The sequence below is a fragment of the Streptomyces rubradiris genome (genome assembly GCF_016860525.1).
Taxonomy (GTDB): domain Bacteria; phylum Actinomycetota; class Actinomycetes; order Streptomycetales; family Streptomycetaceae; genus Streptomyces; species Streptomyces rubradiris.
In genome coordinates, this window is record NZ_BNEA01000015.1 from 5,439,062 (window position 1) to 5,464,645 (window position 25,584).

A 25,584-nucleotide genomic window follows, 5' to 3' on the forward strand; every position below is an offset into this window, starting at 1 on the left:
TCACAGGAGGCATACGCATGGCCGGAGAGCCGCAGAACGACTGCCTGTTCTGCCGAATCGTCGCGGGCGAGATCCCGGCGACAATCGTCCGCGAAACGGAAACAACCGTGGCCTTCCGGGACATAAACCCGCAGGCCCCGACCCACGTCCTGGTCATCCCCAAGGCCCACTACGAGAACGCGGCCGAGCTGGCCGCCGGTGCCCCGCAGGTCGCCGCCGACGTCCTCGCCGAGACCAAGGCCGTGGCCGACGCCGAGGGCCTCGACAGCTACCGGCTCGTCTTCAACACCGGGTCCGGCGCCGGGCAGACCGTCTGGCACGCCCACGCGCACGTCCTCGGCGGCCGCGGCCTCCAGTGGCCCCCGGGCTGAGCGTCCGTGTCCGTACGTGAACTGGTGGTCCTCGGCACCGCCAGCCAGGTCCCGACCCGGCACCGCAACCACAACGGCTACCTGCTGAGGTGGGACGGCGAGGGCATCCTCTTCGACCCCGGCGAGGGCACGCAGCGGCAGATGCTGCGTGCCGGGGTCGCCGCCCACGACCTGAACCGGATCTGCGTCACGCACTTCCACGGTGACCACTCCCTCGGCCTGGCCGGAGTCATCCAGCGGATCAACCTGGACCGGGTGCCGCACGAGATCACCGCGCACTACCCGCGCTCCGGCCGGCGCTTCTTCGAGCGCCTGCGCTACGCGACCGCCTACCGCGAGACCGTCGCCCTCACCGAGGCCCCGGTCGCCGCCGACGGCCTCCTCGCGGTCACCCGGTCGTACACCCTGGAGGCGCGCCGGCTCTCGCACCCCGTGGAGTCCTACGGTTACCGGCTCGTCGAGCCCGACGGCCGCCGCATGCTGCCCGACCGGCTCGCCGCGCACGGCATCCAGGGCCCGGACGTGGGCCGGCTCCAGCGGGAGGGGCGACTCGGGGACGTGGCCCTGGAGGACGTCAGCGAGGTGCGGCGCGGACAGCGGTTCGCGTTCGTCATGGACACCCGGCTCTGCGACGGCGTGCACGCGCTCGCGGAGGGCTGCGACCTGCTCGTCATCGAGTCCACGTTCCTGGACGAGGACGCGGACCTCGCCGTCGAGCACGGGCACCTGACGGCCGGGCAGGCCGCCGCCGTGGCCCGGGACGCCGGGGTGCGGCACCTGGTGCTGACCCACTTCAGCCAGCGCTACACCGAGCCCGGGGAGTTCGAGCGGCAGGCGCGGGCGGCCGGGTTCACGGGGGAGCTGACCGTGGCCCACGATCTGCTGCGGGTGCCGCTTCCGAAACGGCGGTAATACACCCGTACGATGCTTTGATGCCTCTCCCGAAAGCAGAACTGCACCTCCATATCGAAGGCACCCTGGAGCCGGAGCTGGCGTTCGAGCTGGCCGCCCGCAACGGCGTGCGCCTGCCGTACGCGGACACCGACGCCCTCCGCGAGGCCTACCGCTTCGCGGACCTCCAGTCCTTCCTCGACCTGTACTACGAGCTGATGGCCGTCCTGCGCACCGAGGACGACTTCGCCGACCTGGCCGATGCCTACCTGGCCCGGGCCGCCGCGCAGGGCGTGCGGCACGCGGAGATCTTCTTCGACCCGCAGGCCCATGTGGCCCGGGGCGTGTCCCTGGGCACGGTCGTGGAGGGGCTGTGGCGGGCGCTGGGGGAGAGCGAGGCGAACCACGGCGTCTCCACCAGGCTGATCATGTGCTTCCTGCGGGACGAGTCCGCCGAGTCGGCCCTGGTCACGCTGGAGGCCGCGCGGCCGTACCTGGACCGGATCACCGGTGTCGGCCTGGACTCCGCCGAGGTCGGGCACCCTCCGGCGAAGTTCCGCGAGGTGTACGAGGCCGCCGCCGCGCTCGGGCTGCGCCGGGTCGCGCACGCCGGTGAGGAGGGGCCGCCGGAGTACATCACACAGGCACTGGACGTGCTGGGCGTGGAGCGCGTCGACCACGGTCTGCGCTGCGTGGAGGACCCGGCGCTGGTGGAGCGGCTGGTGCGGGAACGCGTCCCGCTCACCCTGTGCCCGTTGTCCAACGTGCGCCTGCGGGCCGTCGACACCCTCGCCGACCACCCGCTGCCCGCCATGCTCGACGCCGGGCTGCTGTGCACGGTCAACTCCGACGACCCGGCGTACTTCGGCGGGTACGCGGGCGACAACTTCGCGGCCGTGCACGAGAGCCTGGGCCTGTCCCGGGGCCGGCTGCGCGAGCTGGCCCGCAACTCCTTCCTCGCCTCCTTCCTGGAGGACGACGAGGAGCGCCGGGCCCGCTACCTCGCCGAGGTGGACGCGTACGAGTTCGGGGACGACGTGTCGTAGCCGCGGACGAGGTGATGTGACGTGCCGCTGCCGTGGCCGGGGTGTGTGATCCCGGCCACGGTGTCGTTTGCGGGTGGTGTCCGAGGGTAGAACCGTCTAGCGCGCGTTCTCATATATAGACGTTATTCATGCTGAGAGATGGTGGGGGCCTCCCTGTGACCCGTGACCTGACCATCGCCGAGGTGCGGCTGACGCCGATCCTGGTGGCCGACCCGCCCCTGCTCAACACCCAGGGCGTGCACCAGCCGTACACCCCACGGCTGATCGTGGAGATCGTCACCGCCGACGGGGTCACCGGGCTCGGCGAGACCTACGGCGACACCAAGTACCTGGAGCCGGCCCGGTCGCTGGCCGAACGGCTCACGGGGCGCTCGGTCATGGACGTGAACGGCCTGTTCGGGATCGACCTGGCCGTGGACGCCTCCCGGACCGACGGCGGGACGGACGCGGGCGGGCTGCGCGGGGTACAGACCGCCGACAAACTGCGGTTGTCGGTGCTGTCCGCCTTCGAGGTCGCCTGCCTCGACGCCCAGGGCCGGGCGCTCGGCCTGCCCGTGCACGCGCTGCTCGGCGGGAAGGTCCGCGACGCCGTCGAGTACAGCGCCTACCTCTTCTACAAGTGGGACGGGCACCCGGCGGGCATCCCCGCCGAGCCCGACGACTGGGGCGCCGCGCTCGACCCGGCCGGCGTGGTCGAACAGGCCCGCCTGTTCCAGCGGCGGCACGGCTTCGGCTCGTTCAAACTCAAGGGCGGGGTCTTCCCGCCCGAGCAGGAGATCGCCGCCGTCCGCGCCCTCGCCGACGCCTTCCCCGGGCACCCGCTGCGGCTCGACCCCAACGGCGCCTGGTCGGTCGCCACCTCCCTGAAGGTCGCGGAAGAGCTGGGCGACGTCCTGGAGTACCTGGAGGACCCCACGCTGGGCACGCCCGCCATGGCCGAGGTGGCCGCCGGCACCGACGTGCCGCTGGCCACCAACATGTGCGTGACCACCTTCGGCGAGATCAAGGAGGCGTTCACCAAGGACGCCGTCCAGGTCGTCCTGTCCGACCACCACTACTGGGGCGGGCTGCGCAACACCCAGCGGCTCGCCGGGATCTGCGCCGCCTTCGGGGTCGGCGTCTCCATGCACTCCAACACCCACCTCGGCATCAGCCTCGCCGCGATGACCCAGGTGGCGGCCACGGTCCCCGGCCTGCACCACGCCTGCGACACCCACTACCCCTGGCAGTCCGAGGACGTCCTCACCGAGCGGATCGCCTTCCGGGCCGGCCGGGTCGACGTGTCCGACGCGCCCGGCCTCGGCGTCGAACTGGACCGGGACGAACTGGCCCGGCTGCATCGGCGCTGGGCCGACGACGACGGCACGCTGCGCGACCGCGACGACGCGGCGGCGATGCGCGTCGCGGACCCCGCCTGGCGCACCCCGGCGATGCCCCGCTGGTGACCGGCGCCGGCCCGTCGTGAGCGAACTCCTGGCGTTCCGATGGGTGTGCTGGTGCACACTGGCCAGAACCGCACCACGCCAGGGAGCGCACCGTGACGTCGTCGCACACCCTCGCCCGAGAGGAACCGGAACACCTCACCCAGGCAGCGCGCCGCCAGGTCCAGGTCGACCCGCTCGCCGCGCTGCGCGCCCCCGGCGATCCGCCCTGGGACGTGTACCTCACCGGCACGGTCTTCCTCGACATCATCTTCACCGGCCTGGACTCGGCGCCGGTGCGCGGCACCGAGTCCTGGGCCCGGGGCATGGGCTCCAGCCCCGGCGGGGTCGCCAACATGGCCGCCGCCCTGGCCCGGCTCGGCCTGCGCACCGCCCTGGCCGCCGCGTTCGGCGACGACCACTACGGCGAGTACTGCTGGGACGCGCTGGAACGGGGCGAGGGCATCGACCTCTCGGCCTCGCGGACCGTGCCCGGCTGGCACTCCCCGGTCACCGTCTCCATGGCCTACGAGGGCGAGCGGACCATGGTCTCCCACGGCCACGAGCCGCCGCCCCAGGCAGTTTTCGGCCCGGACGGGGGGCCCGCCCGGCCGCCCCGCGCGCGGGCCGCCGTGGCCTCCCTCACCCCGGGCCGCGGCGCCCCGTGGATCGCCGAGGCCGCCCGCGCGGGCACCCGGATCTTCGCCGACGTCGGCTGGGACGACACGGGCGCGTGGGATCTGGCCGGCCTGCCCGACCTGGAGCACTGCGAGGCGTTCCTGCCCAACGCGGAGGAGGCCCGCCGCTACACCGGCGCCGACTGCCCCCGGGCCGCCGCGCACGCGCTGACCGAGTGCGTGCCGGTGGCCGTGGTGACCCTCGGCGAGGAGGGCGCCTACGCGGTGGACCGGCGCACCGGGGAGGCCGCCGAGGTCCCCGCGATCGCCGTGGAGGCGCTGGACCCGACCGGGGCCGGGGACGTGTTCGTCGCCGGGTTCGTGACCGGCTCCCTGGCCGGCTGGCCGCTGGCCGACCGGCTCGCCTTCGCCGGGCTCACGGCCGCGCTGTCGGTGCAGGAGTTCGGCGGCTCACTGTCCGCGCCCGGCTGGTCGGAGATCGGGGCGTGGTGGCGCAAGGTGCAGTCCCTGCCCGGGCAGGACCCGATGGCGCTGGCCCGGTACGCCTTCCTGGAGGACCTCGTCCCCCGGCGGCTGGACCGGCCCTGGCCGCTGCGCCGGGCCGTGCCCACCATCGGGTTCGGCCGCTCGGCCTGAGCCGGGGCATGGTCACGGCGGGGGCACGGCGACCTGGTCCAAGGGCACGGCGATGGGTCGGTGACGGCGCGGCGGGCCGGAAAAACGGTCGTAGGAAAAGCCCTACGGCGTTGTCAGCCCCCCGTCGTACCCTGGACAGTGCGAGGCCGCCGTCAGCCGTGCGGCCGTGACGAGGAGGAAGCGCAGGCCTTCAGCGCCGGCCCATGACAGAGACACCGACAGCTCACACCCCCGCGCAGGAGCAGGCGAGAGCGCAGTTCACCGTCCCCGCCCAGCACCCCATGGTGACCGTGCTGGGTTCCGGCGACTCCCTCCTGCGCGTGATCGAGAGGGCTTTCCCGGCGGCCGACATCCACGTCCGGGGCAATGAGATCAGCGCGGTCGGCGACCCCGTGGACGTCGCCCTGATCTCGCGCGTGTTCGACGAGATGATGCTGGTGCTCCGCACCGGGCAGCCGATGACGGAGGACGCAGTGGAACGCTCGATCGCCATGCTCAAGGCGAGCGAGAACGGCACGAACGACGGGCCCGAGACCCCGGCGCAGGTGCTCACGCAGAACATCCTTTCCTCGCGGGGCCGCACCATCCGCCCCAAGACCCTCAACCAGAAGCGGTACGTCGACGCGATCGACAAGCACACGATCGTCTTCGGCATCGGCCCCGCCGGCACCGGCAAGACCTACCTGGCCATGGCCAAGGCCGTGCAGGCCCTGCAGTCCAAGCAGGTCAACCGGATCATCCTGACCCGCCCGGCGGTGGAGGCGGGCGAGCGCCTCGGCTTCCTGCCCGGCACGCTCTACGAGAAGATCGACCCGTATCTGCGCCCGCTGTACGACGCGCTGCACGACATGATCGACCCGGACTCCATCCCCCGGCTGATGGCCGCCGGGACGATCGAGGTCGCGCCGCTCGCCTACATGCGCGGCCGCACGCTCAACGACGCCTTCATCATCCTGGACGAGGCCCAGAACACCAGCCCCGAACAGATGAAGATGTTCCTCACCCGCCTCGGCTTCGACTCGAAGATCGTGATCACGGGTGACGTCACACAGGTCGACCTGCCCGGCGGGCAGAAGTCCGGCCTGCGCCAGGTGCAGGAGATCCTCGACGGCGTCGAGGACGTCCACTTCTCCCGGCTGTCGTCCCACGATGTCGTACGGCACAAGCTGGTGGGCCGTATCGTCGACGCGTACGAGCAGTACGACAGCAAGCACGGCACCGAGAACGGCGGCTCCCCCAAGGGTGGCCGGGCCGGGACCGGCGCCAGGGGCTCCAAGGGGAAGTAGACCAGCACGACCATGTCGATCGACGTCAACAACGAGTCCGGCACCGAGGTAGACGAGCAGGCGATCCTGGACATCGCCCGCTACGCGCTCGCGCGGATGCGCATCCACCCGCTCTCCGAGCTCTCGGTGATCGTCGTGGACGCCGACGCCATGGAGCAGCTGCACATCCAGTGGATGGACCTGCCGGGCCCCACCGATGTCATGTCCTTCCCGATGGACGAGCTCCGGCCGCCGTCCAAGGACGACGACGAGCCGCCGCAGGGGCTGCTCGGCGACATCGTGCTGTGCCCGGAGGTCGCCGCCCGGCAGGGCGCCGAGGCGCCCACCCGGCACTCCATGGACGAGGAGCTCCAGCTGCTCACCGTCCACGGCGTGCTCCACCTGCTCGGGTACGACCACGAGGAGCCCGACGAGAAGGCCGAGATGTTCGGGCTCCAGGCGGCCATCGTGGACGGCTGGCGGGCCGAGCGTGGCCTGACCGGTCCGTCCCCGGCGCCGACCGTCTCGTAAGCGGGCAGCATGTCCGTCCAGTTCGTGCTCGGCGCGATCGCGCTCGTCGTCGTGGCCTGGCTCGCCGCCTGCGCGGAGGCGGGCCTCGCCCGCGTCTCCAGCTTCCGCGCCGAGGAGGCCGTGAAGTCCGGGCGGCGGGGCAGCGCCCGGCTCGCCCAGGTCGCCGCCGACCCCACCCGCTATCTGAACGTGGCCCTGCTGGTCCGGGTGGCCTGCGAGATGGCCGCCGCGACCCTGGTCACCTACGCCTGCCTCCAGGAGTTCCCCACCACGTGGGAGGCCCTGCTGGTCGCCCTCGGCGTGATGGTCCTCGTGTCGTACGTCGCCGTCGGGGTCTCCCCGCGCACCATCGGCCGCCAGCACCCGATCCACACCGCGACCGCGGCGGCGTATGTGCTGCTGCCGCTGGCCCGGATCATGGGCCCGGTGCCGTCCCTGCTGATCCTCATCGGCAACGCGCTCACGCCCGGCAAGGGCTTCAGGCACGGCCCCTTCGCCTCCGAGGCGGAGCTGCGCGCGCTGGTCGACCTCGCCGAGAAGGAGTCGCTGATCGAGGACGAGGAGCGCCGGATGGTGCACTCGGTGTTCGAACTGGGCGACACCCTGGTGCGCGAGGTCATGGTGCCGCGCACCGACCTGGTCACCATCGAGCGCTTCAAGACCATCCGCCAGGCCCTCACCCTGGCCCTGAGGTCCGGCTTCTCGCGGATACCGGTCACCGGTGAGAGCGAGGACGACATCATCGGGGTCGTGTATCTGAAGGACCTGGTCCGCAAGACGCACATCAGCCGGGAGGCGGAGGGCGACCTGGTGTCCACGGCGATGCGCCCGGCCGTGTTCGTGCCGGACACCAAGAACGCCGGCGACCTGCTGCGCGAGATGCAGAAGGAACGCAACCACGTCGCCGTCGTCATCGACGAGTACGGCGGCACCGCGGGCATCGTCACCATCGAGGACATCCTGGAGGAGATCGTCGGGGAGATCACCGACGAGTACGACCGGGAACTTCCGCCCGTGGAGGACCTCGGCGACGACCGCTTCCGGGTCACCGCCCGCCTGGACATCACCGACCTCGGCGAGCTGTACGGGCTGGAGGAGTACGACGACGAGGACGTGGAGACCGTCGGCGGGCTGCTCGCCAAGGCGCTCGGCCGGGTGCCGATCGCCGGTGCGTCCGCCGATGTGCGGCTGCCGGACGGGCGGGTGCTGCGGCTGACGGCGGAGGCCGCGGCCGGTCGCCGCAACAAGATCGTCACGGTGCTGGTCGAGCCGGTTCCCGTGCCGGTCTCCGAGGAGGAGAAGGCCGAGTGACCCCGCAGGAGCTGCGCGCCTTCTGCCTGTCGTTCGAGGCGGCCGTGGAGGACTTCCCGTTCGGCCCGGAGTTCTCGGTCTTCAAGGTGCTGGGCAAGATGTTCGCCCTGACGACGCTGGACGCGCGGCCCCTGAAGGTCAACCTCAAGTGCGACCCGGAGGACGCGGTCCGGCTGCGCGGCGAGCACGAGGGGCTGATCGTCCCCGGCTGGCACATGAACAAGCGGCACTGGAACACGGTGACCGTCGACGGGGCGCTGCCGGACCGGCTGGTCAGGGAGCTGATCGAGGACTCCTACGACCTGGTCGTGGCGGGTCTGCCGAGGGCGCAGCGGCTGCGGCTCGACCGGCCGTGACGCACCCGTGGCGGGGCGGGCCCGGCGCGGCTTCGTATGCTCGGGGCATGACCGAGAGCACCGGGCTTGACCCCGAGGACCGCAAGATCGTCACCCTGGCCCGTTCCGCGCGGGCCCGCAACGTCGTGCCCGAGGGCGCGGCCGTACGGGACGAGACCGGGCGCACGTATGTCGCCGGGACGGTGGAGCTGCCCTCGCTGAAGCTGAGCGCGCTGCGGACCGCCGTCGCGATGGCCGCGGCCTCGGGGGCGCGGTCCCTGGAGGCGGCGGCCGTGGTGAGCGACGCGGACTCGCTCCCGGCCGAGGACCTGTCCGCCGTGGCCGACCTGGGCGGCACCGGCACCCCGATCCTGCTCGCGGCCCCCGACGGCACGGTCCGCCTCACCATCCCCGCCACCTGAGACCCCCACACCGGCCCGGGCCCGGGGCCGGGCCGCCCGTACTTCCGCCGGAATCCGGGCTTCCGCCTTCGCCCGGGGCCCCGCCCCCACCCAGGCACCCCGCCCCCGCCAGGTCGGCTGGATTTCAACCTTGTCGGGTTTTCGTCGGCGCGCGTCAATGGGGCCATTACGTCCGACGGACCGTCAGATCCGCACCGCCGTGCAGCGCCCGCACCCGCCTGCTCGGGCCTCTCTCCGTTCGTCGGCGTCCCCACCCGGCACCTCCCCACCACGAAAGGGAAGCGGATCCCCATGAGAGGCACACGCACGGCGATGGGTGCGGCCCTGGCCGCCGGGGCCCTCGCGGTCACCGGACTGGCCTTCGCGCCCTCCGCGGCCGCCGTCACCCCCCAGTCGGCGACCATCAACGCGAACTGCGGCGTCTTCGGCGGTGGCGCGGCCACGCTCACCGCCACCCAGAGCGGCACCTCGGCCACCCTCACCCTCAGCTCCTCCGCGATCAAGACCCCGGTCGCGGTGGCCCAGGACTCGATCGCCACCACGCTCACCATGGTCAAGGCGAGCGGCGGCACCACCGTCTTCAGCGGGACCAGGAACCCGGCGATGGCCGCCGGCGCCGCGGTCACCGTCGGCCCGCTGGCCGGCACCGTGGCCGCCGGCGACAGGCTGGAGGCGTACGGCGGCTCGCTGAAGATGGTGATCTTCGGGGTCTCCGTGACCTGTACCGCCACGGCCAAGCAGTCGCCCGGACCGTTCGTGTTCTGAGCGCGGCCGAGCGATCCGTTCCGGATCGCGCGGTGACCGCCGTAACCGCCGTGACTCCCGGAATGCCGCAGAAACTGATGATCCGTCAGGTCTCTGCGGCATTTCCATTGACTTCTCACCCCCGCTCCCCGCCAATGCCCCCTGTCGGCGCAGCCGAGCCGCTGCGCCCGCAACCCTCAGGAGGGGGCCCATGGGTCCGACACCCCGAAGAGCCCGACGGTGGCGCTGGACGGCACTGCTCGGGCCGACCGCCCTCGCGGTCACCGCGGGCGGCGCGCTGGCCTGTCCGGCCAGCGCCGCCGGCGCGAACGTGGACTTCGGCACGCACTGCATCCCGCCGGCCGTCGCCGGCATCCCGCCCATCGACGGCACCACCACCGCCAACGTGGCGGTGGACACCACCCGCCCCCGGGTCGGCGACAAGGTCACGGTGACCTACACCGTGGTCACCGCCGCCGCGAGCAACCCCACCGAACTGGCCCTGCCCGCCGACATCATGACCCCGACCGGGAAGGTCACCCTCGGCGGCGCCCAGACCGGCGCCGTCACCGTCGCCGGGCCGAAGAAGAACCCGCCGGTGCCGGGGAAGGCGGCCTTCCCGTCGTTCTCCATGACGGGCACGTTCACCGTCACCGAGCCCGGGCGGATCACCCTCTCGCCCGGCGACTACAACATCCACACCAGCTACATCATGGAGCTGGACACCCCCTGCACGGTCATCACCCCGCCCGCCCCGGTCTCGGTGACCGTCACCGCGACCGACGGCCCCCCGGCCGGCACCCGGTCGATCTCCCTCGGTGCGGCGTCCGGCGCCCCCGGGGCGGGCGTCACCGTCAGCGGCAGCCACTTCACGCCGGGCGCCGCCGTCACCCTGGCCGGACGGGCCGGCGACACCCAGACCGCGGACACCGCGACCGTCACCGCCAACGCACAGGGCTCCTTCAGCGGCTCTCTCGTCGTGCGCGACAAGGCGACGACCGGGATCGTGGCCTACGAAGGCGGCTCCTGGAACCCGGACCGGGGCGCCGGGCCGGCCGTCTACACCGTCCATGACGACACGCCCGTCCCCGGCAACGGTCAGAAGCTGACCACCACCGTCAAGGCGGGCACCCTGTCCATGACCCAGGCCGGGGACTCCGTCGCCCTCTCCGCGGTCGACTTCGGCCGGGGCGGACCCGCCACCGGCCGCCTGAACACGGTGACCGTCAAGGACTTCCGCGGCGGGCCCGCGGGCTGGTCCCTGACCGGCGAGGTCACCGACTTCACCGGCCCCGGCGGCCGGATCGACGCGGACGAGCTGAGCTGGACCCCCGCCTGCGCGGCCAAGGCGGGCAGCCCCAGCGCCTGCCAGGCCGGTTCGGCGGGCACCGTGGGAGACTCGGGGGCGACCCTCGCCTCCACCGCCGACGGGACGCTGACCGGCGGCGAGTTCACCGTCGACGCCGGCCTCTCCCTGGACGTACCGGCGTTCACCCCGCCCGGCGCGTACGCGGGCGTGCTCACGCTGACGCTCACGTGAGCTCCACGGGCGTCCGCACCCGCCCGGCCCTCGCCTCCCCTGTCCTTGAGCCCCGTGGGGGTTTCCGCACCCATGCGCAAGCCGTACGCCCTCCTCCTGGCCGCTCTCCTGCCGCTGTGGCCGGCGGCCCCCGCCCGTGCCGCCGACAACGGCAGCTGGTCCGTCTACCCGGTCGCCTCCGAGCCCGCCGCGCGGCCCTACTTCACCCTCTGGGCCGACCCCGGCCGGACCCTGACCGACGAGGTCGCCGTCCACAACCGGACGGGCCGCCCGCTGACCTTCCGGCTGTACGCGGCCGACGCCTACAACACCGCCCGGGACGGCGGGTTCGCCGTGCGGACCGCGGGGGAGCCGATGCGCGGGGTGGGCGCCTGGGCAGGTCTCGCCCGGACCCGGATCACCGTGCCCGGACACCGGACCGTCACCGTGCCCTTCACCCTGCGCGTCCCGGAGGGTGCCGAGCCCGGCGACCACCCCGGCGCGATCGTGGCCCTGGACGAGCGGACCGGCACCGGCGGCGGAAGCCCCGCCCTGGGGGTGCGACGGGCCGTCGGCGCCCGGGTCTACCTCCGGGTCGGCGGACCCCGGCTGCCCGCGCTCTCCGTCGGACAGGTGCGGGTCAGCCGGCACCGCCCGTCGCTGCCCGGGCTCGGCGCCGGCACGGCCACCGTCTCCTACACCCTGCGCAACACCGGCAACGTCACCCTCAGCCCCCGGGTGAGGCTGACGGCGCGCGGACTGTTCGGCAGTACCCTGCTCGACCGCACGCTCACCCGGGTGCCCGCCGAACTGCTGCCGGGTCAGCGGGTACGGCTCACCGAGACCTGGCGCGGGCTGCCCCGCTTCGACCGCGGCGAGGTCACGGTCACCGCGAGCGCCCGGGACACCCGGGAGTCGGCGAGCGCCGGTTTCCTCGTGCTGCCCTGGCTGCTGCTGGCGCTGGTGTTCGCCGCCGGGACGCTGACCGGGGCGTTGCTGGTCAGAGGGCGTCGGGCCCGCGCTCGCCGGTCCGCACCCGGACGACCGTCTCGACGGGAACGGCCCAGACCGTTCCGTCGCCGATCTTCCCGGTCCGGGCGGCCCTGACCACCGCGTCGATCACGTCGTCGGCGACCGCGTCCTCCACGACCACCTCGATCCGCGCCTTCGGCACCAGGTCGACCCGGTACTCGGCCCCCCGGTAGACCTCGGTGTGCCCGCGCTGCCGGCCGTAGCCGCCGGCCTCGGTCACGGTCAGCCCGTGCACCCCCAGCTCCCGCAGCGCGGCCTTGACCTCGTCCAGACGGTACGGCTTGACGACGGCGGTGATGAGCTTCATGCCTGGGTCTCGACCTTCTGGGCGGTGAGCGGGGCGGAGCGGGAGACCGGGGCGCCGTGGCCCAGGACGCCGTGATCGTATGCGGTCTCGGCGTGCACCGTAAGGTCCGGACCGGTGTACTCCTGCTCCTCGCTCGCCCGGAACCCCAGCGCCTTGTCGAGCGGCTCGCCGGGCCCGTGCGACACCGAGAACGCGTACGCCGCCACCGCCGGCAGCTGCCGGTCCGGCGGCGGCTGGAAGCTCACCGGCGGGGGCGGTGGGCGGCGGTGGTACGGCGCCGCTTCGTGGATCAGGGAGAATGGGCGGCATGAGCGTTCGTAGCCAGAATTCCGAGCAGCCGGCCGAGTCCGTCCACCGCGCCGGCTTCGCCTGCTTCGTGGGCCGCCCCAACGCGGGCAAGTCCACCCTGACGAACGCTCTGGTCGGGCAGAAGGTGGCGATCACCTCCAACCGCCCGCAGACCACCCGGCACACGGTGCGGGGCATCGTGCACCGGCCGGACGCGCAGCTGATCCTGGTCGACACCCCCGGGCTGCACAAGCCGCGCACGCTGCTCGGCGAGCGGCTGAACGACGTGGTCCGCACGACCTGGGCCGAGGTCGACGTGATCGGCTTCTGCCTGCCGGCGGACCAGAAGCTCGGCCCCGGCGACCGGTTCATCGCCAAGGAACTGGCCGCCATCAAGAAGACGCCGAAGGTCGCGATCGTCACCAAGACCGACCTGGTCGACTCCAAGGCCCTCGCCGAGCAGCTGATCGCCATCGACCAGCTGGGCAAGGAACTGGGCATCGAGTGGGCGGAGATCGTGCCGGTGTCGGCGGTCGGCGCCAAGCAGGTGGATCTGCTGGCCGACCTGCTGATCCCGCTGCTCCCCGAGGGGCCGGCGCTCTACCCCGAGGGCGATCTGACGGACGAGCCCGAGCAGGTGATGGTGGCCGAGCTGATCCGCGAGGCCGCGCTGGAGGGCGTGCGCGACGAGCTGCCGCACTCCATCGCGGTGGTCGTGGAGGAGATGCTCCCGCGCGAGGACCGCCCCGCCGACCGCCCCCTCCTCGACATCCACGCCAACGTCTACATCGAGCGCCCCAGCCAGAAGGGGATCATCATCGGCCCCAAGGGCAAGCGCCTGAAGGAGGTCGGCATCAAGTCCCGCAAGCACATCGAGGCGCTGCTGGGCACGCCGGTCTTCCTCGACCTGCACGTCAAGGTGGCCAAGGACTGGCAGCGCGACCCCAAGCAGCTGCGCAAGCTGGGCTTCTGAGGTCTCACCGGCGCTGGGCCCGCAGCACCTCGCGGTACCAGTGGTACGACGACTTCGGGGTGCGTTCGAGCGTCGTGTAGTCGACGTGCACCAGGCCGAAGCGGCGGGTGTAGCCCTCGGCCCATTCGAAGTTGTCCAGCAGGGACCACACGAAGTAGCCGCGGACGTCGGCACCGGCGGCGCGGGCGGTGTGGACGGCGCGGATGTGGGCGTCCAGGTAGGCGATGCGGTCCTGGTCGTCGACGCCTTCGTAGGAGCAGCCGTTCTCGGTGATGACGACGGGCGGGAGCCGGTCGCCGTAGCGGTCGCGCAGGCCGGTGAGGAGTTCGGTCAGGCCCTCGGGGACCACCGGCCAGCCGAAGTCGGTCACCGGGTGGCCCTCGATCTCCCGCACCGAGAAGGGCAGTTCGGCGGGCAGTTCCAGGCCGCCGTACGCGCCGTCGCCGTCCCCGGGGGCGCCCACCCGGGACGGCGCGTAGTAGTTGACGCCGTACCAGTCGACGGGTCCGGCGATCACCTCCAGATCCTCCGCCGTGGTGTCGCCCATCAGTTCCGCCATGCCCTCCGGGTACGCGCCCAGGAGCACCGGCTCGGCGAACAGCCGGTTGAGGAGGGTGTCGTAGAGGTCCGCCGCCGCGATGTCGGCCGGGTCCTTGGACGCGGGCCAGACCGGGCCGTGGGAGTTGGCGATGCCGATGTCCGCCGCACCGGCCGCGCGCAGCGCCCGCAGCGCGAGACCGTGGGCGAGGAGCTGGTGGTGGGCGGCGGGCAGGGCGTCGAACAGCAGCCGCCGGCCGGGGGCGTGGGCGCCGATCGCGTGGCCCAGCAGGGTGTGTTCCGCCGGCTCGTTGAGGGTGATCCAGGTGGCCACCCGGTCGCCGAGCCGGTCCGCCACCACCGACACGTAGTCGGCGAACCGGTACGCCGTGTCCCGCTCCAGCCAGTCCAGCGCGGCGGGCAGGTCCCAGTGGAAGAGGGTGGGCACGGGCCGCACGCCCGCCGCGCACAGCTCGTCCACCAGACGGTCGTAGAAGTCCAGGCCGCCGGGGGAGTTCACCCGGGGCCAGGAGACGGAGAAGCGGTACGCGTCCACGCCGAGGTCCGCGAGCAGGGCCACGTCCTCGGCGTAGCGGTGGTAGTGGTCGCAGGCGACCGCCGCCGTCGAGCCGTCCCGCACCCGCCCTGGCCCGGCCGTGAACACGTCCCAGACGGACGGCTCCCGCAGTTCGGCCGCGCCCTCGATCTGGTGGGCGGAGGTCGACACACCCCACAGGAAGCCGGCCGGGAACCGGGGTATCTCGGTGCCTGCGTCAGTCGCCATGGGCGGGATCATCCGCACCCTCGGCGACGGAAGTCAACGCCCCGTCACGCGCCTTCCTTCAGTACCCGTGTCACCAACTCCCTCTCGTCGTCGGTGAGTCGGGGATCGGCCGTGTGCACGGTCCGATCGTCGACCGTGATCTCGTAGCTGAAGCCGTCCGGGACGCCCGCCGGGGGCGCGCTCCGGCCGGACGCGAGGACGCGCCTGGCCAGGGCCTGCCACTCCTCGGCGTCGGGCCGGGTGGAGGTGTCCACCTCGGCCCGGCGCTCGATGCCCGCGAAACCGCCCGTACGCCGCACTCGAATACGCATGGGTCCGTGTCTAGTACGGAACTACAGTGTGCGCACCCCCACCTGTTCCCAGGCCTTCTGCACGGCCCGCAGTTCGTCCCCGGCGCCGTACCGCTCCCGGGCCGCCTTCACCGTCAGCGTGGCGAAGTCGGTGAACTGGGCGTTCTCCTTGAGGTCGCCGCCGGTCAGCACGTCGTACCAGACCTGCCCGGCCTTCTCCCAGGAGTGGCCGCCGAGGGCGGTGGCGGTCAGGTAGAAGGCGTGGTTGGGGATGCCGGAGTTGATGTGCACGCCGCCGTTGTCGCGGCCGGTGCGGACGTAGTCCTCCATCCGCGCCGGCTGCGGGTCCTTGCCGAGGACGTCGTCGTCGTACGCCGTGCCCGGGGCCTTCATCGAGCGCAGGGCGGTGCCGGTGACGCGCGGGGCGAGCAGCCCGGCGCCGATCAGCCAGTCGGCCTCGGCGGCGGTCTGGCCGAGCGTGTACTGCTTGATCAGCGAGCCGAAGACATCGGAGAGCGACTCGTTGAGCGCGCCGGACTGGCCGTGGTAGTCGAGGTTGGCGGTGTGCTGGGTGACGCCGTGGGTCAGCTCGTGGCCGATGACGTCGACCGGGATGGTGAAGTCGAGGAAGACCTCGTTGTCCCCGTCGCCGAAGACCATCTGCTCGCCGTTCCAGAAGGCGTTGTCGTAGCCCTCGCCGAAGTGCACGGTGGCGTCCAGCGGCAGGCCGTTGCCGTCGATGGAGTGCCGGCCGTACACCTTCAGGTACAGGTCGAAGGTGGCGCCGAGGCCCGCGTAGGCCCGGTTGACGGAGGCGTCGGAGCCGGGCTCGGAGCCCTCCTCGCGGACCTTGGTGCCGGGCAGGTCCTGGGTGTGCCCGGCGTCGTAGATGGTGCGGTGCGGCCGGTCGGCGGCGGCGCCCTCGGGCGGGGCGACGGCGGCGGCGCCGATCACCGTGGTCAGGCGGCGCTTGGTGCGCTGGTAGGCGTCGTGCTCCAGCGACCGGCGGGCCGGTCCGGACAGGGCGGGGTCGTCGTGCCGGGCGAGCTGGTCGAGGACGTGCGGCGGCACGATCGTGCAGAAGACGGGCTCGGAGCCCCCGTTGCTGGTCATACCCGAAACCATCGCATTGTGTGACCTCACTGTCACTACCTGCCACCATGATTGGTGAAATACCCGGACAACAGTGGCCACGCAGCGTGACGTTATGCTACGGCGATGTGGTATAGCGCACTCTTTGTCCGGATTTGCCGTGGGGTCCCGCATACTGGGACAGGCCCGCGCGCCCGGAACGGCTCGGCTAGGCTGCGGAGCATCATGCGTTCCTGGCTGCTTCTCCTTAGCTGCCGCGGCGAGGGTCTGTAGTCGAGGCCGACTCCCTCCCCGCGGAGCTCGGCGTTGCGTCGTCGGCCGTCCGTCCGGATATCCGGGACACCCCGAGGAGCCCACGCATCATGGCCAACCGTCAGCAGCCCAGCCCCATGCCGGTCCACAAGTACAGCCGCTACGAGCAGGTCGACATCCCGGACCGCACCTGGCCCGGGAAGCGGATCACCGCCGCGCCCCGCTGGCTCTCCACCGACCTGCGCGACGGCAACCAGGCGCTGATCGACCCGATGTCGCCCGAGCGCAAGCGCCGGATGTTCGACCAGCTGGTGAAGATGGGCTACAAGGAGATCGAGGTCGGCTTCCCCGCCTCCGGCCAGACCGACTTCGACTTCGTGCGCTCGATCATCGAGGAAGAGGGCGCGATCCCGGACGACGTCACGATCTCGGTGCTGACCCAGGCCCGCGAGGACCTGATCGAGCGCACGGTGGAGTCCCTCAAGGGCGCCAGGCGCGCCACCGTCCACCTGTACAACGCCACCGCGCCGGTCTTCCGCCGGGTCGTCTTCCGCGGCTCCAAGGACGACATCAAGCAGATCGCCGTCGACGGCACCCGTCTGGTGATGGAGTACGCCGAGAAACTGCTGGGCCCCGAGACCGAGTTCGGCTACCAGTACTCGCCGGAGATCTTCACCGACACCGAGCTGGACTTCGCCCTGGAGGTCTGCGAGGCGGTCATGGACGTCTGGCAGCCCGGCCCGGACCGCGAGATCATCCTCAACCTGCCCGCCACCGTGGAGCGTTCCACCCCGTCCACGCACGCGGACCGCTTCGAGTGGATGCACCGCAACCTCTCCCGCCGCGAGTACGTCTGCCTGTCCGTGCACCCGCACAACGACCGCGGCACGGCCGTGGCCGCCGCCGAGCTGGCCCTGATGGCCGGCGCCGACCGCGTCGAGGGCTGCCTGTTCGGCCAGGGCGAGCGCACCGGCAACGTCGACCTGGTCACCCTGGGCATGAACCTGTTCTCCCAGGGCGTCGACCCGCAGATCGACTTCTCCGACATCGACGAGATCCGCCGTACCTGGGAGTACTGCAACCAGATGGAGGTCCACCCGCGCCACCCGTACGTGGGCGACCTGGTCTACACGTCCTTCTCCGGCTCCCACCAGGACGCCATCAAGAAGGGCTTCGACGCCATGGAGGCCGAGGCGAAGGCCAAGGGCGTCACGGTCGACGACATCGAGTGGGCGGTGCCGTACCTGCCCATCGACCCCAAGGACGTCGGCCGCTCCTACGAGGCCGTCATCCGGGTCAACTCCCAGTCCGGCAAGGGCGGCATCGCCTACGTCCTGAAGAACGACCACAAGCTGGACCTGCCGCGCCGGATGCAGATCGAGTTCTCGAAGATCATCCAGGCGAAGACCGACGCCGAGGGCGGCGAGATCACGCCGAAGGACATCTGGGCCGTCTTCCAGGACGAGTACCTGCCCAACCCGGACAACCCGTGGGGCCGCATCCAGGTGCGGACCGGCCAGTCCACGACGGACACCGACGGCGTGGACACCCTCACCGTCGAGGCCACCGTCGACGGCCGGGACACCGTCCTGACCGGCTCCGGCAACGGTCCGATCTCGGCCTTCTTCGACGCCCTGCACACCCTGGGCATCGACGTACGCCTGCTGGACTACCAGGAGCACACGATGAGCGAGGGCGCCTCCTCGCAGGCCGCCTCCTACATCGAATGCGCCATCGACGGCAAGGTCCTGTGGGGGATCGGCATCGACGCGAACACCACGCGCGCCTCCCTGAAGGCGGTCGTCTCCGCGGTCAACCGCGCCGCCCGCTGACGGTCTCCCCACCCGCGCCCCGCCCGCCGCGCACCGGCGGGCGGGGTGCCGGTTTCCGGCCAACGCCGCCCCAGGTCACGGAAAGGTCTCCCACGGGGTACTGACTCCGCCTGCCGGATGTGGCTAACATCACGCCAGCGCGGCGATGTTGCCGCGCCGTTACGGAGGTGCGACGTGCTGCCAGTACGGGGACGAGACGGCCGTGCCACCGGGGCCCTGCGCATCCTGGGCACCCGCACCGCGTGGACGCCCGTCGGCGACGGAGAGTTCTTCTGTCCCGGCTGCGGCGGCGACCGCAACTACCAGCGGCTCACCGGCCGCCGCAGGCTCACCCTGCTCGGCGTGCCCCTGCTGCCGCGCGGCGAGACCGGACCGGTGGTGGAGTGCGCCGCCTGCCGGCACCACTTCGGCACCGACGTCCTGGGCCACCCCACCACCCGCCGCTTCTCCGCGATGCTCCGCGACGCCGTGCACACCGTCGCCCTCGCGGTCCTCGCCGCGGGCGGCACCTCCTCCCGTACGGCCCTGGAGACGGCCGCCGCCACCGTCCGCGCGGCCGGCTTCGCCGACTGCACCGAGGAACAGCTCGCCGCCCTGGTCGACGCCCTCGCCGCCGACACCGGCCGGTACTTCGAGCAGCCCTCCGGGGCCGGGCTGACCATAGAGCTGCACGAGGCCCTGGACCCGCTCGCCCCGCACCTCGCCCCGGCCGGCCGCGAGGCCCTGCTCCTCCAGGGCGCCCGCATCGCCCTCGCCGACGGCCCCTACACCCCCGCCGAACGCGACGCCCTCGCCACCGTCGGCGCGGCCCTCACCATCCGCGCCGACGACGTCACCCGGCTGCTGGCCGCCGCCCGCACCCCCTCCTGATCACTCCGGCGGAGTAAGAACGGAGCCCCTGTCGCGGGCACCAATCAGGGCGTGACCCCGCGCAGCCGCTCCCACGCGACCGTCCTCGCCCTCCTCACCGCACTCGGCGCCCTCACCGCGCTCACCACCCGGCAGCCCGCGCACGCGGCGCCCGGCGCCTGCGACTCCTCCGTGCCGTACGTCTCCGGGCAGGGCGGCTACGCCGTCTACCGCATCCCCGCCGTGGTGCGGACCCGGCCCGGCACCCTCCTCGCCTTCGCCGAGGGCCGCCGCGACGGCCCCCAGGACAGCGGGGACATCGACATCGTGCTGCGCCGCTCCACCGACGGCGGCTGCACCTGGGGCCCGCTGACCGTGGTCGCCGCCGGCCACGGCGACACCCGGGGCAACCCGGCGCCCGTCGTCGACCCGCGCACCGGCACCATCGTCCTGGTGACCTGCGGCAACAGCGGCAGCGCCACCGAGGCGCGGATCATGCGCGGCGAGGTCACCCCCGAGCGGGGCCGCCGGGTCTACGTCCAGCGCAGCGCGGACGACGGCCGGCACTTCACCGCCCCCCGGGACATCACCGGCGCGGTGAAGCGGCCGGACTGGCGCTGGTACGCCACCGGACCCGGCCACGCCCTCGCCCTCACCCACGGTCCCCACGCCGGCCGCCTGCTGATCCCCGCCAACCACTCCGCGGCCCCGCCCGCCGGCTCCCCCGACACCGGCCAGGAGGCCAAGTACTACGGCGGCCACGCCCTCTACAGCGACGACGCCGGCCACACCTGGCACCTCGGCTTCGTGGACGCGGATTACGACGGCGTGACCAACGCCAACGAGACCAGCGCCGCCCAGCTCCCCGACGGCCGGGTCTACCTCGCCGCCCGCGACCAGAACGGCACCGCGCCCGGCAACCGGCTCGACAGCTACTCCAGCGACGGCGGCGAGACCCTCGACCGCCCCTACGCCGTCCAGCCCGCCCTGAACGCCGTCCCCGTGGTCCAGGGCAGCGTCCTGCAGCCCGACACCCCGGGCGCCCCCCTGCTGTTCTCCGCGCCCTCCGTGCCCACCGCCCGCCGCGCCCTCGCCCTGTGGGCCGGCACGGACGCCGGCCGCGCCTTCACCCCGCTGCTCACCCTCACCGGCCGCCCGTCCGCCTACTCCGACCTGGTCCAGCTCGGCCCCCGCCACATCGGCGTCCTCTACGAGACCGGCACCGACAGCCCCTACGAGACCCTGGAGTTCCGCCGCGTCCCGCTGCCCTGACAGCGGCCCGGCACGACCGTGCGCGAGAGCGGGGGCCGGCCCCGCTCCGGGCGTCAGCGTCCGTGCGCGTCCCGCCCCAGCAGGCCCGCCGCCGCGAGGAACTTGCCGACCCGCTCGACCTCCTCGCCGGACAGCGGGACCTGCGGCTCGGCGGTCACCGGGCAGTCGATGACACCGCGCAGGTGCAGGGCCGCCTTGAACGCGCCCAGCGCCGCCGAACTGCCGCCCATCCGCGCCGGATCGCCCACGCCGACCATCTGGAACAGGGCGCACAGCCGCTCCTGCTCGGCCCGCGCGCCCTCCCGGTCCGCCGCCCGGCAGTGCCGGTACAGCCGGACGTACCCGTGCGGGTCGACGTTGGCCAGGCCCGGCACCGCCCCGTCCGCGCCCAGCTCCAGCGCCGCGTCGGTGATCTGCTCCGAGCCGGTCAGCACGCCGAACCCCGGGTGCGCACGCGAGCCGGTGACCAGCTCCCGGAAGGCCGCCAGGTCCCCGCTGGAGTCCTTGACCCCGGCCAGCACACCGTCCCCGGCGAGCCCCAGCACCAGGTCCGCGGGCAGCTTGGTGTGCACGGCCACGGGGATGTCGTAGGCGATCACCGGGACCGGGCTGGCGGCGGCGATCCGGCGGTAGTGGCGGACGATCTCCGCGGGGTGGGTGCGGGCGTAGAACGGGGCGGTGACGACGACGGCCCGCGCACCGGCCCCGGTGACCGCGGCGACGTGCTCCAGGACGCGCGGGGTGGTCATGTCGATCGCGCCGGCGATGACCGGCAGCTGCCCGCCCAGGTGCGCGGTCACGGCCGCCACCACCCGCCGGCGCTGCGCGTCCGTCAGGAACGCCGCCTCCGAGGTCGAGCCCAGCAGGAACAGCCCGTGCACCCCCGCCTCCACCAGGAAGTCCACCAGGCGCAGCAGGGACGGCACGTCCACCTCGCGTTCCGGTGTCAGGGGCGTGCAGACGGGCGGGACGACACCGGTGAGCGGGGCGGGAAGGGTCATTCAGGGCTCCTGGCGCGCTAGGTCTCTGGTCGACGTGTCCTCCTCCACAGGATGGTGACACCGGTAGCGGTGAGCGGGGTGTGACGCGGCCGAGAAGTCCGGCATCACCCGGGCGCACAGCTCGTCGGCCTTCCAGCACCGGGTGCGGAACGGGCAGCCGCTCGGCGGGCGGGTCGCCGAGGGCACCGGCCCGGTCAGCGGGATCGGGTCGATGGGGTCCAGCAGGCCCGGCGTGGCCGAGAACAGGGCCCGGGTGTACGGGTGCCGGGCCGCGTCGGTGACCCGGCCGGCCGGGGTCTCCTCCACGATCCGCCCCAGGTACATCGTGATCACCCGGTCGCTCATCCGCCGTACCGTCTGGATGTCGTGCGAGACGAACACCAGGGCGAGGCCGAGGCGTTCCTTCAGATCCAGCAGCAGGTTCAGGATCTGCGCGCGGACCGAGACGTCCAGGGCGCTGGTCGGCTCGTCGGCGACCACCAGCGCCGGGTCCAGGGCGAGCGCGCGGGCGATGGCCACCCGCTGCCGCTGCCCGCCCGACAACTGCCCGGGCAGGGCGTCGGCGAGCGCCCCGGGCAGCCCCACCAGCTCCATCAGCTCCCGTACCCGCGCCTCGCGTTCGGCCCGGGTGCCGCGCCGGTGCACGTCGAGGGGGTCGCGCAGGATGCGGCGGACGGTCAGCCGGCGGTTCAGCGCGGTCGACGGGTCCTGGAAGACCAGTCCGGTGCCCGCCCCCACGGTCGCCCGGCGCTCGGCGGCCGGCATCGCCCACAGGTCCCGGCCGCGGAACGCCACCGTCCCCGTCACCGGCCGCTGGATGCCCACCAGCACCTGTGCCAGCGTCGACTTCCCGCACCCCGACTCGCCGACCACGCCCACCGTCTCCCCGGCCGCCACCGTCAGGTCGGCGCCGGTCAGGGCGTACACCCTCTCCCGCCGGAAGAGCCCGCCGCCGCGTGCCCGGTGCACCACGTGCGCGTCCCGTACCTCCACCACGGCGGTCATTGCAGGGCCTCCTCGCTCTCCGTGGACGAAAGCTCCACCGCCGGGTGGTGGCAGGCGGCCGTGTGCGTGGCGGTGCCGGTCAGGACCGGGGCGGTGGTGTGGCACACCTCGGTGGCGAGCGGGCAGCGGTCGGCGAAGCGGCAGCCCGCCGGGAAGTGGGCCGGGGCCGGCACGACGCCCCTGATCTGCGTCATCCGCTCCTCGGCCGACTCCAGCGACAGCACGCTGCCGAGCAGGCCGCGCGTGTAGTGGTGGGCCGGCGCCGCCACCAGGTCGGCGGTCACCCCGGTCTCCACGATCTGCCCGCCGTACATCACCGCCACCCGGTCGGTGACGTCCGCGATCAGCGCCAGGTCGTGCGAGACCAGGACCAGCGCGAAGCCCAGCTCCTCGCGCAGCCGCAGCAGCAGCTCCATGACCTGGGCCTGCACGGTGACGTCCAGGGCGGTGGTCGGCTCGTCGGCGACGATCAGCTTCGGGTCGCGGGAGAGAGCCATGGCGATGAGCACGCGCTGGCGCTGCCCGCCGGACAGCTCGTGCGGATAGCTGCGCAGGGTGCGCTCCGGGTCCAGCCCGACCAGCGACAGCAGCTCCGCGGGGCTGCGCCGGCCGCCACGCCGTACGAGCTGCCGGAGCTGGGCGCGGATGGTCATGGCCGGGTTCAGCGAGGACAGGGCGTCCTGGTAGACCATGGCCATCTCGTGGCCGAGCAGTCGGCGCCGGGCCCGTGCCGGCTCGGTCAGCAGGTCCCGCTGTTGGAACCGCACCTGCCCGCCGACCCGGGCGCCCTTCGGCTGGAGCCCCATCACGGTGAGCGCGGTCAGCGACTTGCCGCAGCCCGACTCGCCCACCAGGCCCAGCACCTCGCCGGGGTACACCTCGAAACCGACTCCGGCCACGATGTCCACGCCCCGGTGCCGGTCCGGGAAGCCGATGGTGAGGTTCTCCACGGCGAGCACCGGCTGCCCGCTCCGGCCGGGCAGCGGCCGGGCCCGGGAGCGCAGCCGCCGGGCGGCCTCGGCGAGGCCGGGCAGCGGCAGCACCCCGCCGGTGCCGGATGCGCCGGATTCGGGCGTCCGGACCGGCTCCGCGGGCGTCCGCACCTCCCTGGGGGCGGGCGCGGCCCACGCGTCCGACAGGCCCTCGGAGAGGATGTTCAGCGACAGCACGGTGACCAGGATCAGCAGCCCCGGGAAGACGGTCGCCCACCAGCCGCCGGTCAGCACCATGTTCTTGCCGTCGGCGATGACGCTGCCCCAGGACGGGTCCGGGGGCCTGACTCCCGCGCCGATGAAGGACAGGGACGCCTCGAAGACGATGGCCTCGGCGACCTGGACCGTGCAGAACACCAGCACCGGGGCGGCGCAGTTGACGGCCACGTGACGCAGCACGATGTGCGGGGTGCGGGCGCCGATGACCCGCTCGGCGGTGACGTAGTCCTCGCCGTACTGGTCCAGCACGTTCGCCCGCACCACCCGCGCCACCGGCGGGGTGAACAGGAACGCGATGGCGCAGATCAGCACCCCGATCCCGCCGCCGAACACGGCCACCAGCACGGCGGCCAGCGCGATGCCGGGGAACGCCATCACCACGTCCAGGCAGCGCATCAGCGTCTCGTCCACGGCCTTGCGGGAGGTGGCGGCGACGGCCCCGAGCACGGCCCCGGCCACCAGCGCCAGCGCGGTCGCGCCCAGCCCGATGGCCAGCGACCAGCGGGCGCCGTGCATCAGCCGGCTCAGGATGTCCCGGCCCAGGCTGTCCTGCCCCATCCAGTGCGCGGCGGACGGCGCCCCCGTCCCGCCGGCCGGGTCCCGCATGTCGAGCGGGTCGTCCGGTGCCAGCACCGGGGCGAGGAGGGCGACCAGGACGACCACGGCCAGGAAGCAGACGGCGGCCTTCGACGGCAGCGGCAGCCGGCGCCAGCCGCGCAGCCGGACGCCGGGCCGGGACAGCCGCTCGGTGAGCGTCGCGCGCGTGACCATCAGCCCGCCCTCAGTCGTGGGTTGACCAGCAGATACAGGATGTCGATGACGAGGTTGACGACGACGAACCCGGTCGCGGTGGTCAGTACCACGCCCTGCACCACCGCCGGGTCGCCGTTCTGCACCGCGTCGATCATCAGCTTGCCCATGCCGGGCAGCGAGAAGATCGTCTCGATGACGACGGCGCCGCCGAGCAGATAGCCGACCCGCAGCCCGAGCACGGTGAGCGGGTTGACCAGCGCGTTGCGCAGCACGTTCCGGCCGACCACGACACGCGGCGGCAGCCCGCCGCCGATCGCCGTGCGCACGTAGTCCTTGTCCAGCTCCTCCACCACCGAGGTCCGCACGATCCGGGTGAGCTGGGCGGCGACCGGCAGGGACAGGGCGACGGCGGGCAGCGCCATGGTCCGCAGCCAGCCGGTGACCGAGTCGCCCGGGTTGATGTAGCCGCCGGTGGGGAACCAGCCCCGGTCCACGGCGAGGTACTGGATCATCAGCAGCGCCAGCCAGAAGCCGGGCGCGGCCACCCCGACCAGCGAGACCACCCGGATGATCTGGTCCGGCAGCCGGTCCCGGTACACCGCCGCGGTCACCCCGCCCGCCAGCGCCAGGACGACGGCGAGGGCGAGCCCGAGGAAGGTCAGCTGGAGGGTGAGCGGCAGCGCGGTGGTGACCTGGTCGAGCACCGGGGCGCGGGTGAGGGCGCTGGTGCCGAGGTCGCCGTGGAGGACGTCGCCGACGAAGTGGACGTAGCGCACGGGCAGCGGGTCCAGCAGTCCGTTGCGCTCCCGGAAGTCGTGCAGCTGTTCGGGTGGGGTTGGCGCCCTGGAAGAACGCGGAGGCCGGGTCGGCGTCGGAGAACCGCATCACCAGGAACACGAACAGCACGATGCCCAGCAGCAGCGGTACCAGCAGGGCGATGCGGCGCAGCAGGATGCGTACGACCGTGGTCATGCCG

24 protein-coding genes and 2 pseudogenes are annotated in these 25,584 nt (G+C 72.9%); 17 read left to right on the top strand and 9 right to left on the bottom strand.

Annotated elements, in window-relative coordinates:
- Nucleotides 1-17 precede the first annotated feature (17 nt).
- The 13 genes from Srubr_RS37405 (at nt 18) to Srubr_RS37465 (ending at nt 12,237) form a co-directional block, all read left to right on the top strand.
- Nucleotides 18-371, top strand: a complete 354-nt coding sequence (locus Srubr_RS37405) for a histidine triad nucleotide-binding protein (protein ID WP_189996915.1) — start codon at nt 18-20, stop codon at nt 369-371.
- A 6-nt stretch (nt 372-377) separates the two neighbouring features.
- The gene (locus tag Srubr_RS37410) at nt 378-1,283 is read left to right on the top strand and encodes a ribonuclease Z (protein WP_189996914.1); all 906 of its coding nucleotides are present in this window, start codon (nt 378-380) and stop codon (nt 1,281-1,283) included.
- A 20-nt stretch (nt 1,284-1,303) separates the two neighbouring features.
- Nucleotides 1,304-2,308, top strand: coding sequence for an adenosine deaminase (locus Srubr_RS37415; protein WP_189996913.1), 1,005 nt, complete (start codon nt 1,304-1,306; stop codon nt 2,306-2,308).
- A gap of 128 nt (nt 2,309-2,436) precedes the next feature.
- Nucleotides 2,437-3,753, top strand: a complete 1,317-nt coding sequence (locus Srubr_RS37420) for a glucarate dehydratase family protein (protein WP_189996912.1) — start codon at nt 2,437-2,439, stop codon at nt 3,751-3,753.
- Nucleotides 3,754-3,845: 92 nt separating this feature from the next.
- Nucleotides 3,846-5,003 carry a carbohydrate kinase family protein gene (locus tag Srubr_RS37425; protein WP_189996911.1) on the top strand — a complete coding sequence of 386 codons (1,158 nt, stop codon included), beginning with the start codon at nt 3,846-3,848 and terminating at the stop codon, nt 5,001-5,003.
- A 203-nt stretch (nt 5,004-5,206) separates the two neighbouring features.
- Nucleotides 5,207-6,289 (top strand): PhoH family protein, encoded by a 1,083-nt coding sequence (locus Srubr_RS37430; protein ID WP_189996910.1) that lies wholly within the window; start codon nt 5,207-5,209, stop codon nt 6,287-6,289.
- 12 nt (nt 6,290-6,301) lie between these two features.
- Complete coding sequence (gene ybeY / locus Srubr_RS37435) at nt 6,302-6,799, top strand: rRNA maturation RNase YbeY (RefSeq protein ID WP_030777220.1); 498 nt, start codon at nt 6,302-6,304, stop codon at nt 6,797-6,799.
- 9 nt (nt 6,800-6,808) lie between these two features.
- Nucleotides 6,809-8,110: a hemolysin family protein gene (locus Srubr_RS37440; RefSeq protein WP_189996909.1), complete on the top strand. Its 1,302-nt coding sequence runs from the start codon at nt 6,809-6,811 to the stop codon at nt 8,108-8,110.
- On the top strand, nt 8,107-8,466 hold the full coding sequence (locus Srubr_RS37445; RefSeq protein WP_189996908.1) for an MmcQ/YjbR family DNA-binding protein: 360 nt from the start codon (nt 8,107-8,109) through the stop codon (nt 8,464-8,466). Before Srubr_RS37440 ends, Srubr_RS37445 begins: the two co-directional genes overlap by 4 nt.
- Nucleotides 8,467-8,513: 47 nt before the next feature.
- A complete protein-coding gene (locus Srubr_RS37450) occupies nt 8,514-8,867 on the top strand; it encodes a cytidine deaminase (protein ID WP_189996907.1) in 354 nt (117 codons plus the stop codon).
- A gap of 291 nt (nt 8,868-9,158) precedes the next feature.
- Entirely contained in the window at nt 9,159-9,632 is a 474-nt protein-coding gene (locus tag Srubr_RS37455) for a hypothetical protein (protein ID WP_189996906.1), read from the top strand.
- Between the two features lie 190 nt (nt 9,633-9,822).
- Entirely contained in the window at nt 9,823-11,151 is a 1,329-nt protein-coding gene (locus Srubr_RS37460) for a WxL domain-containing protein (protein ID WP_189996905.1), read from the top strand.
- A 72-nt stretch (nt 11,152-11,223) separates the two neighbouring features.
- Complete coding sequence (locus tag Srubr_RS37465) at nt 11,224-12,237, top strand: DUF916 domain-containing protein (protein ID WP_189996904.1); 1,014 nt, start codon at nt 11,224-11,226, stop codon at nt 12,235-12,237.
- Here Srubr_RS37465 and Srubr_RS37470 read toward each other — a convergent pair.
- On the bottom strand, nt 12,131-12,469 hold the full coding sequence (locus Srubr_RS37470; protein WP_189996903.1) for a P-II family nitrogen regulator: 339 nt from the start codon (nt 12,467-12,469) through the stop codon (nt 12,131-12,133). The genes Srubr_RS37465 and Srubr_RS37470 overlap by 107 nt on opposite strands.
- Nucleotides 12,466-12,678 (bottom strand): annotated as a pseudogene (locus Srubr_RS37475) (ammonium transporter); the annotation flags it as partial. The gene Srubr_RS37470 and the pseudogene Srubr_RS37475, both read right to left, overlap by 4 nt.
- A gap of 98 nt (nt 12,679-12,776) precedes the next feature.
- On the opposite strand from Srubr_RS37475, the gene era reads away from it, so the two are divergent.
- Nucleotides 12,777-13,730 (top strand): GTPase Era, encoded by a 954-nt coding sequence (era, locus tag Srubr_RS37480; protein ID WP_189996902.1) that lies wholly within the window; start codon nt 12,777-12,779, stop codon nt 13,728-13,730.
- 4 nt (nt 13,731-13,734) lie between these two features.
- Here era and Srubr_RS37485 read toward each other — a convergent pair whose 3' ends face one another.
- Genes Srubr_RS37485 through Srubr_RS37495 form a run of 3 tightly spaced genes read right to left on the bottom strand, consistent with a single transcriptional unit; the run spans nt 13,735 to nt 16,454 of the window.
- The gene (locus tag Srubr_RS37485; RefSeq protein ID WP_189996901.1) at nt 13,735-15,051 is read right to left on the bottom strand and encodes a GH1 family beta-glucosidase; all 1,317 of its coding nucleotides are present in this window, start codon (nt 15,049-15,051) and stop codon (nt 13,735-13,737) included.
- A gap of 44 nt (nt 15,052-15,095) precedes the next feature.
- Nucleotides 15,096-15,362 (bottom strand): protealysin inhibitor emfourin, encoded by a 267-nt coding sequence (locus Srubr_RS37490; RefSeq protein WP_189996900.1) that lies wholly within the window; start codon nt 15,360-15,362, stop codon nt 15,096-15,098.
- 21 nt (nt 15,363-15,383) lie between these two features.
- Nucleotides 15,384-16,454: a M4 family metallopeptidase gene (locus Srubr_RS37495; protein ID WP_189996899.1), complete on the bottom strand. Its 1,071-nt coding sequence runs from the start codon at nt 16,452-16,454 to the stop codon at nt 15,384-15,386.
- 341 nt (nt 16,455-16,795) lie between these two features.
- On the opposite strand from Srubr_RS37495, the gene leuA reads away from it, so the two are divergent.
- The 3 genes from leuA to Srubr_RS37510 all read left to right on the top strand — a co-directional run bounded on the left by leuA (nt 16,796) and on the right by Srubr_RS37510 (nt 20,638).
- Nucleotides 16,796-18,517, top strand: a complete 1,722-nt coding sequence (gene leuA, locus Srubr_RS37500; protein ID WP_189996898.1) for a 2-isopropylmalate synthase — start codon at nt 16,796-16,798, stop codon at nt 18,515-18,517.
- Nucleotides 18,518-18,691: 174 nt separating this feature from the next.
- Nucleotides 18,692-19,387 (top strand): TerB family tellurite resistance protein, encoded by a 696-nt coding sequence (locus tag Srubr_RS37505; protein WP_189996897.1) that lies wholly within the window; start codon nt 18,692-18,694, stop codon nt 19,385-19,387.
- 51 nt (nt 19,388-19,438) lie between these two features.
- Nucleotides 19,439-20,638, top strand: coding sequence for a sialidase family protein (locus Srubr_RS37510; RefSeq protein WP_189996896.1), 1,200 nt, complete (start codon nt 19,439-19,441; stop codon nt 20,636-20,638).
- A gap of 53 nt (nt 20,639-20,691) precedes the next feature.
- On the opposite strand, the gene Srubr_RS37515 is transcribed toward Srubr_RS37510, so the two are convergent.
- From Srubr_RS37515 to Srubr_RS37530, 4 genes and pseudogenes are all read right to left on the bottom strand, one after another.
- Complete coding sequence (locus Srubr_RS37515; protein ID WP_189996895.1) at nt 20,692-21,639, bottom strand: dihydrodipicolinate synthase family protein; 948 nt, start codon at nt 21,637-21,639, stop codon at nt 20,692-20,694.
- Entirely contained in the window at nt 21,640-22,644 is a 1,005-nt protein-coding gene (locus Srubr_RS37520; protein ID WP_189996894.1) for an oligopeptide/dipeptide ABC transporter ATP-binding protein, read from the bottom strand.
- Nucleotides 22,641-24,626, bottom strand: a complete 1,986-nt coding sequence (locus Srubr_RS37525; RefSeq protein ID WP_189996893.1) for a dipeptide/oligopeptide/nickel ABC transporter permease/ATP-binding protein — start codon at nt 24,624-24,626, stop codon at nt 22,641-22,643. Before Srubr_RS37525 ends, Srubr_RS37520 begins: the two co-directional genes overlap by 4 nt.
- Nucleotides 24,626-25,580, bottom strand: a pseudogene (locus Srubr_RS37530) (ABC transporter permease). Before Srubr_RS37530 ends, Srubr_RS37525 begins: the two are co-directional and overlap by 1 nt.
- Between the last annotated feature and the right edge of the window lie 4 nt (nt 25,581-25,584).

Coding starts and splice junctions, on each gene's coding strand:
- Srubr_RS37465 (WP_189996904.1), top strand. CDS start 11,224: ATGCGCAAGCCGTACGCCCTCCTCCTGGCCGCTCTCCTGCCGCTGTGG.
- Srubr_RS37440 (WP_189996909.1), top strand. CDS start 6,809: ATGTCCGTCCAGTTCGTGCTCGGCGCGATCGCGCTCGTCGTCGTGGCC.
- Srubr_RS37450 (WP_189996907.1), top strand. CDS start 8,514: ATGACCGAGAGCACCGGGCTTGACCCCGAGGACCGCAAGATCGTCACC.
- era (WP_189996902.1), top strand. CDS start 12,777: ATGAGCGTTCGTAGCCAGAATTCCGAGCAGCCGGCCGAGTCCGTCCAC.
- Srubr_RS37460 (WP_189996905.1), top strand. CDS start 9,823: ATGGGTCCGACACCCCGAAGAGCCCGACGGTGGCGCTGGACGGCACTG.
- Srubr_RS37485 (WP_189996901.1), bottom strand. CDS start 15,051: ATGGCGACTGACGCAGGCACCGAGATACCCCGGTTCCCGGCCGGCTTC.
- Srubr_RS37495 (WP_189996899.1), bottom strand. CDS start 16,454: ATGACCAGCAACGGGGGCTCCGAGCCCGTCTTCTGCACGATCGTGCCG.
- ybeY (WP_030777220.1), top strand. CDS start 6,302: ATGTCGATCGACGTCAACAACGAGTCCGGCACCGAGGTAGACGAGCAG.
- Srubr_RS37525 (WP_189996893.1), bottom strand. CDS start 24,626: ATGGTCACGCGCGCGACGCTCACCGAGCGGCTGTCCCGGCCCGGCGTC.
- Srubr_RS37515 (WP_189996895.1), bottom strand. CDS start 21,639: ATGACCCTTCCCGCCCCGCTCACCGGTGTCGTCCCGCCCGTCTGCACG.
- Srubr_RS37430 (WP_189996910.1), top strand. CDS start 5,207: ATGACAGAGACACCGACAGCTCACACCCCCGCGCAGGAGCAGGCGAGA.
- Srubr_RS37470 (WP_189996903.1), bottom strand. CDS start 12,469: ATGAAGCTCATCACCGCCGTCGTCAAGCCGTACCGTCTGGACGAGGTC.
- Srubr_RS37455 (WP_189996906.1), top strand. CDS start 9,159: ATGAGAGGCACACGCACGGCGATGGGTGCGGCCCTGGCCGCCGGGGCC.
- Srubr_RS37490 (WP_189996900.1), bottom strand. CDS start 15,362: ATGCGTATTCGAGTGCGGCGTACGGGCGGTTTCGCGGGCATCGAGCGC.
- Srubr_RS37420 (WP_189996912.1), top strand. CDS start 2,437: ATGCTGAGAGATGGTGGGGGCCTCCCTGTGACCCGTGACCTGACCATC.
- Srubr_RS37405 (WP_189996915.1), top strand. CDS start 18: ATGGCCGGAGAGCCGCAGAACGACTGCCTGTTCTGCCGAATCGTCGCG.
- Srubr_RS37520 (WP_189996894.1), bottom strand. CDS start 22,644: ATGACCGCCGTGGTGGAGGTACGGGACGCGCACGTGGTGCACCGGGCA.
- leuA (WP_189996898.1), top strand. CDS start 16,796: ATGGCCAACCGTCAGCAGCCCAGCCCCATGCCGGTCCACAAGTACAGC.
- Srubr_RS37415 (WP_189996913.1), top strand. CDS start 1,304: ATGCCTCTCCCGAAAGCAGAACTGCACCTCCATATCGAAGGCACCCTG.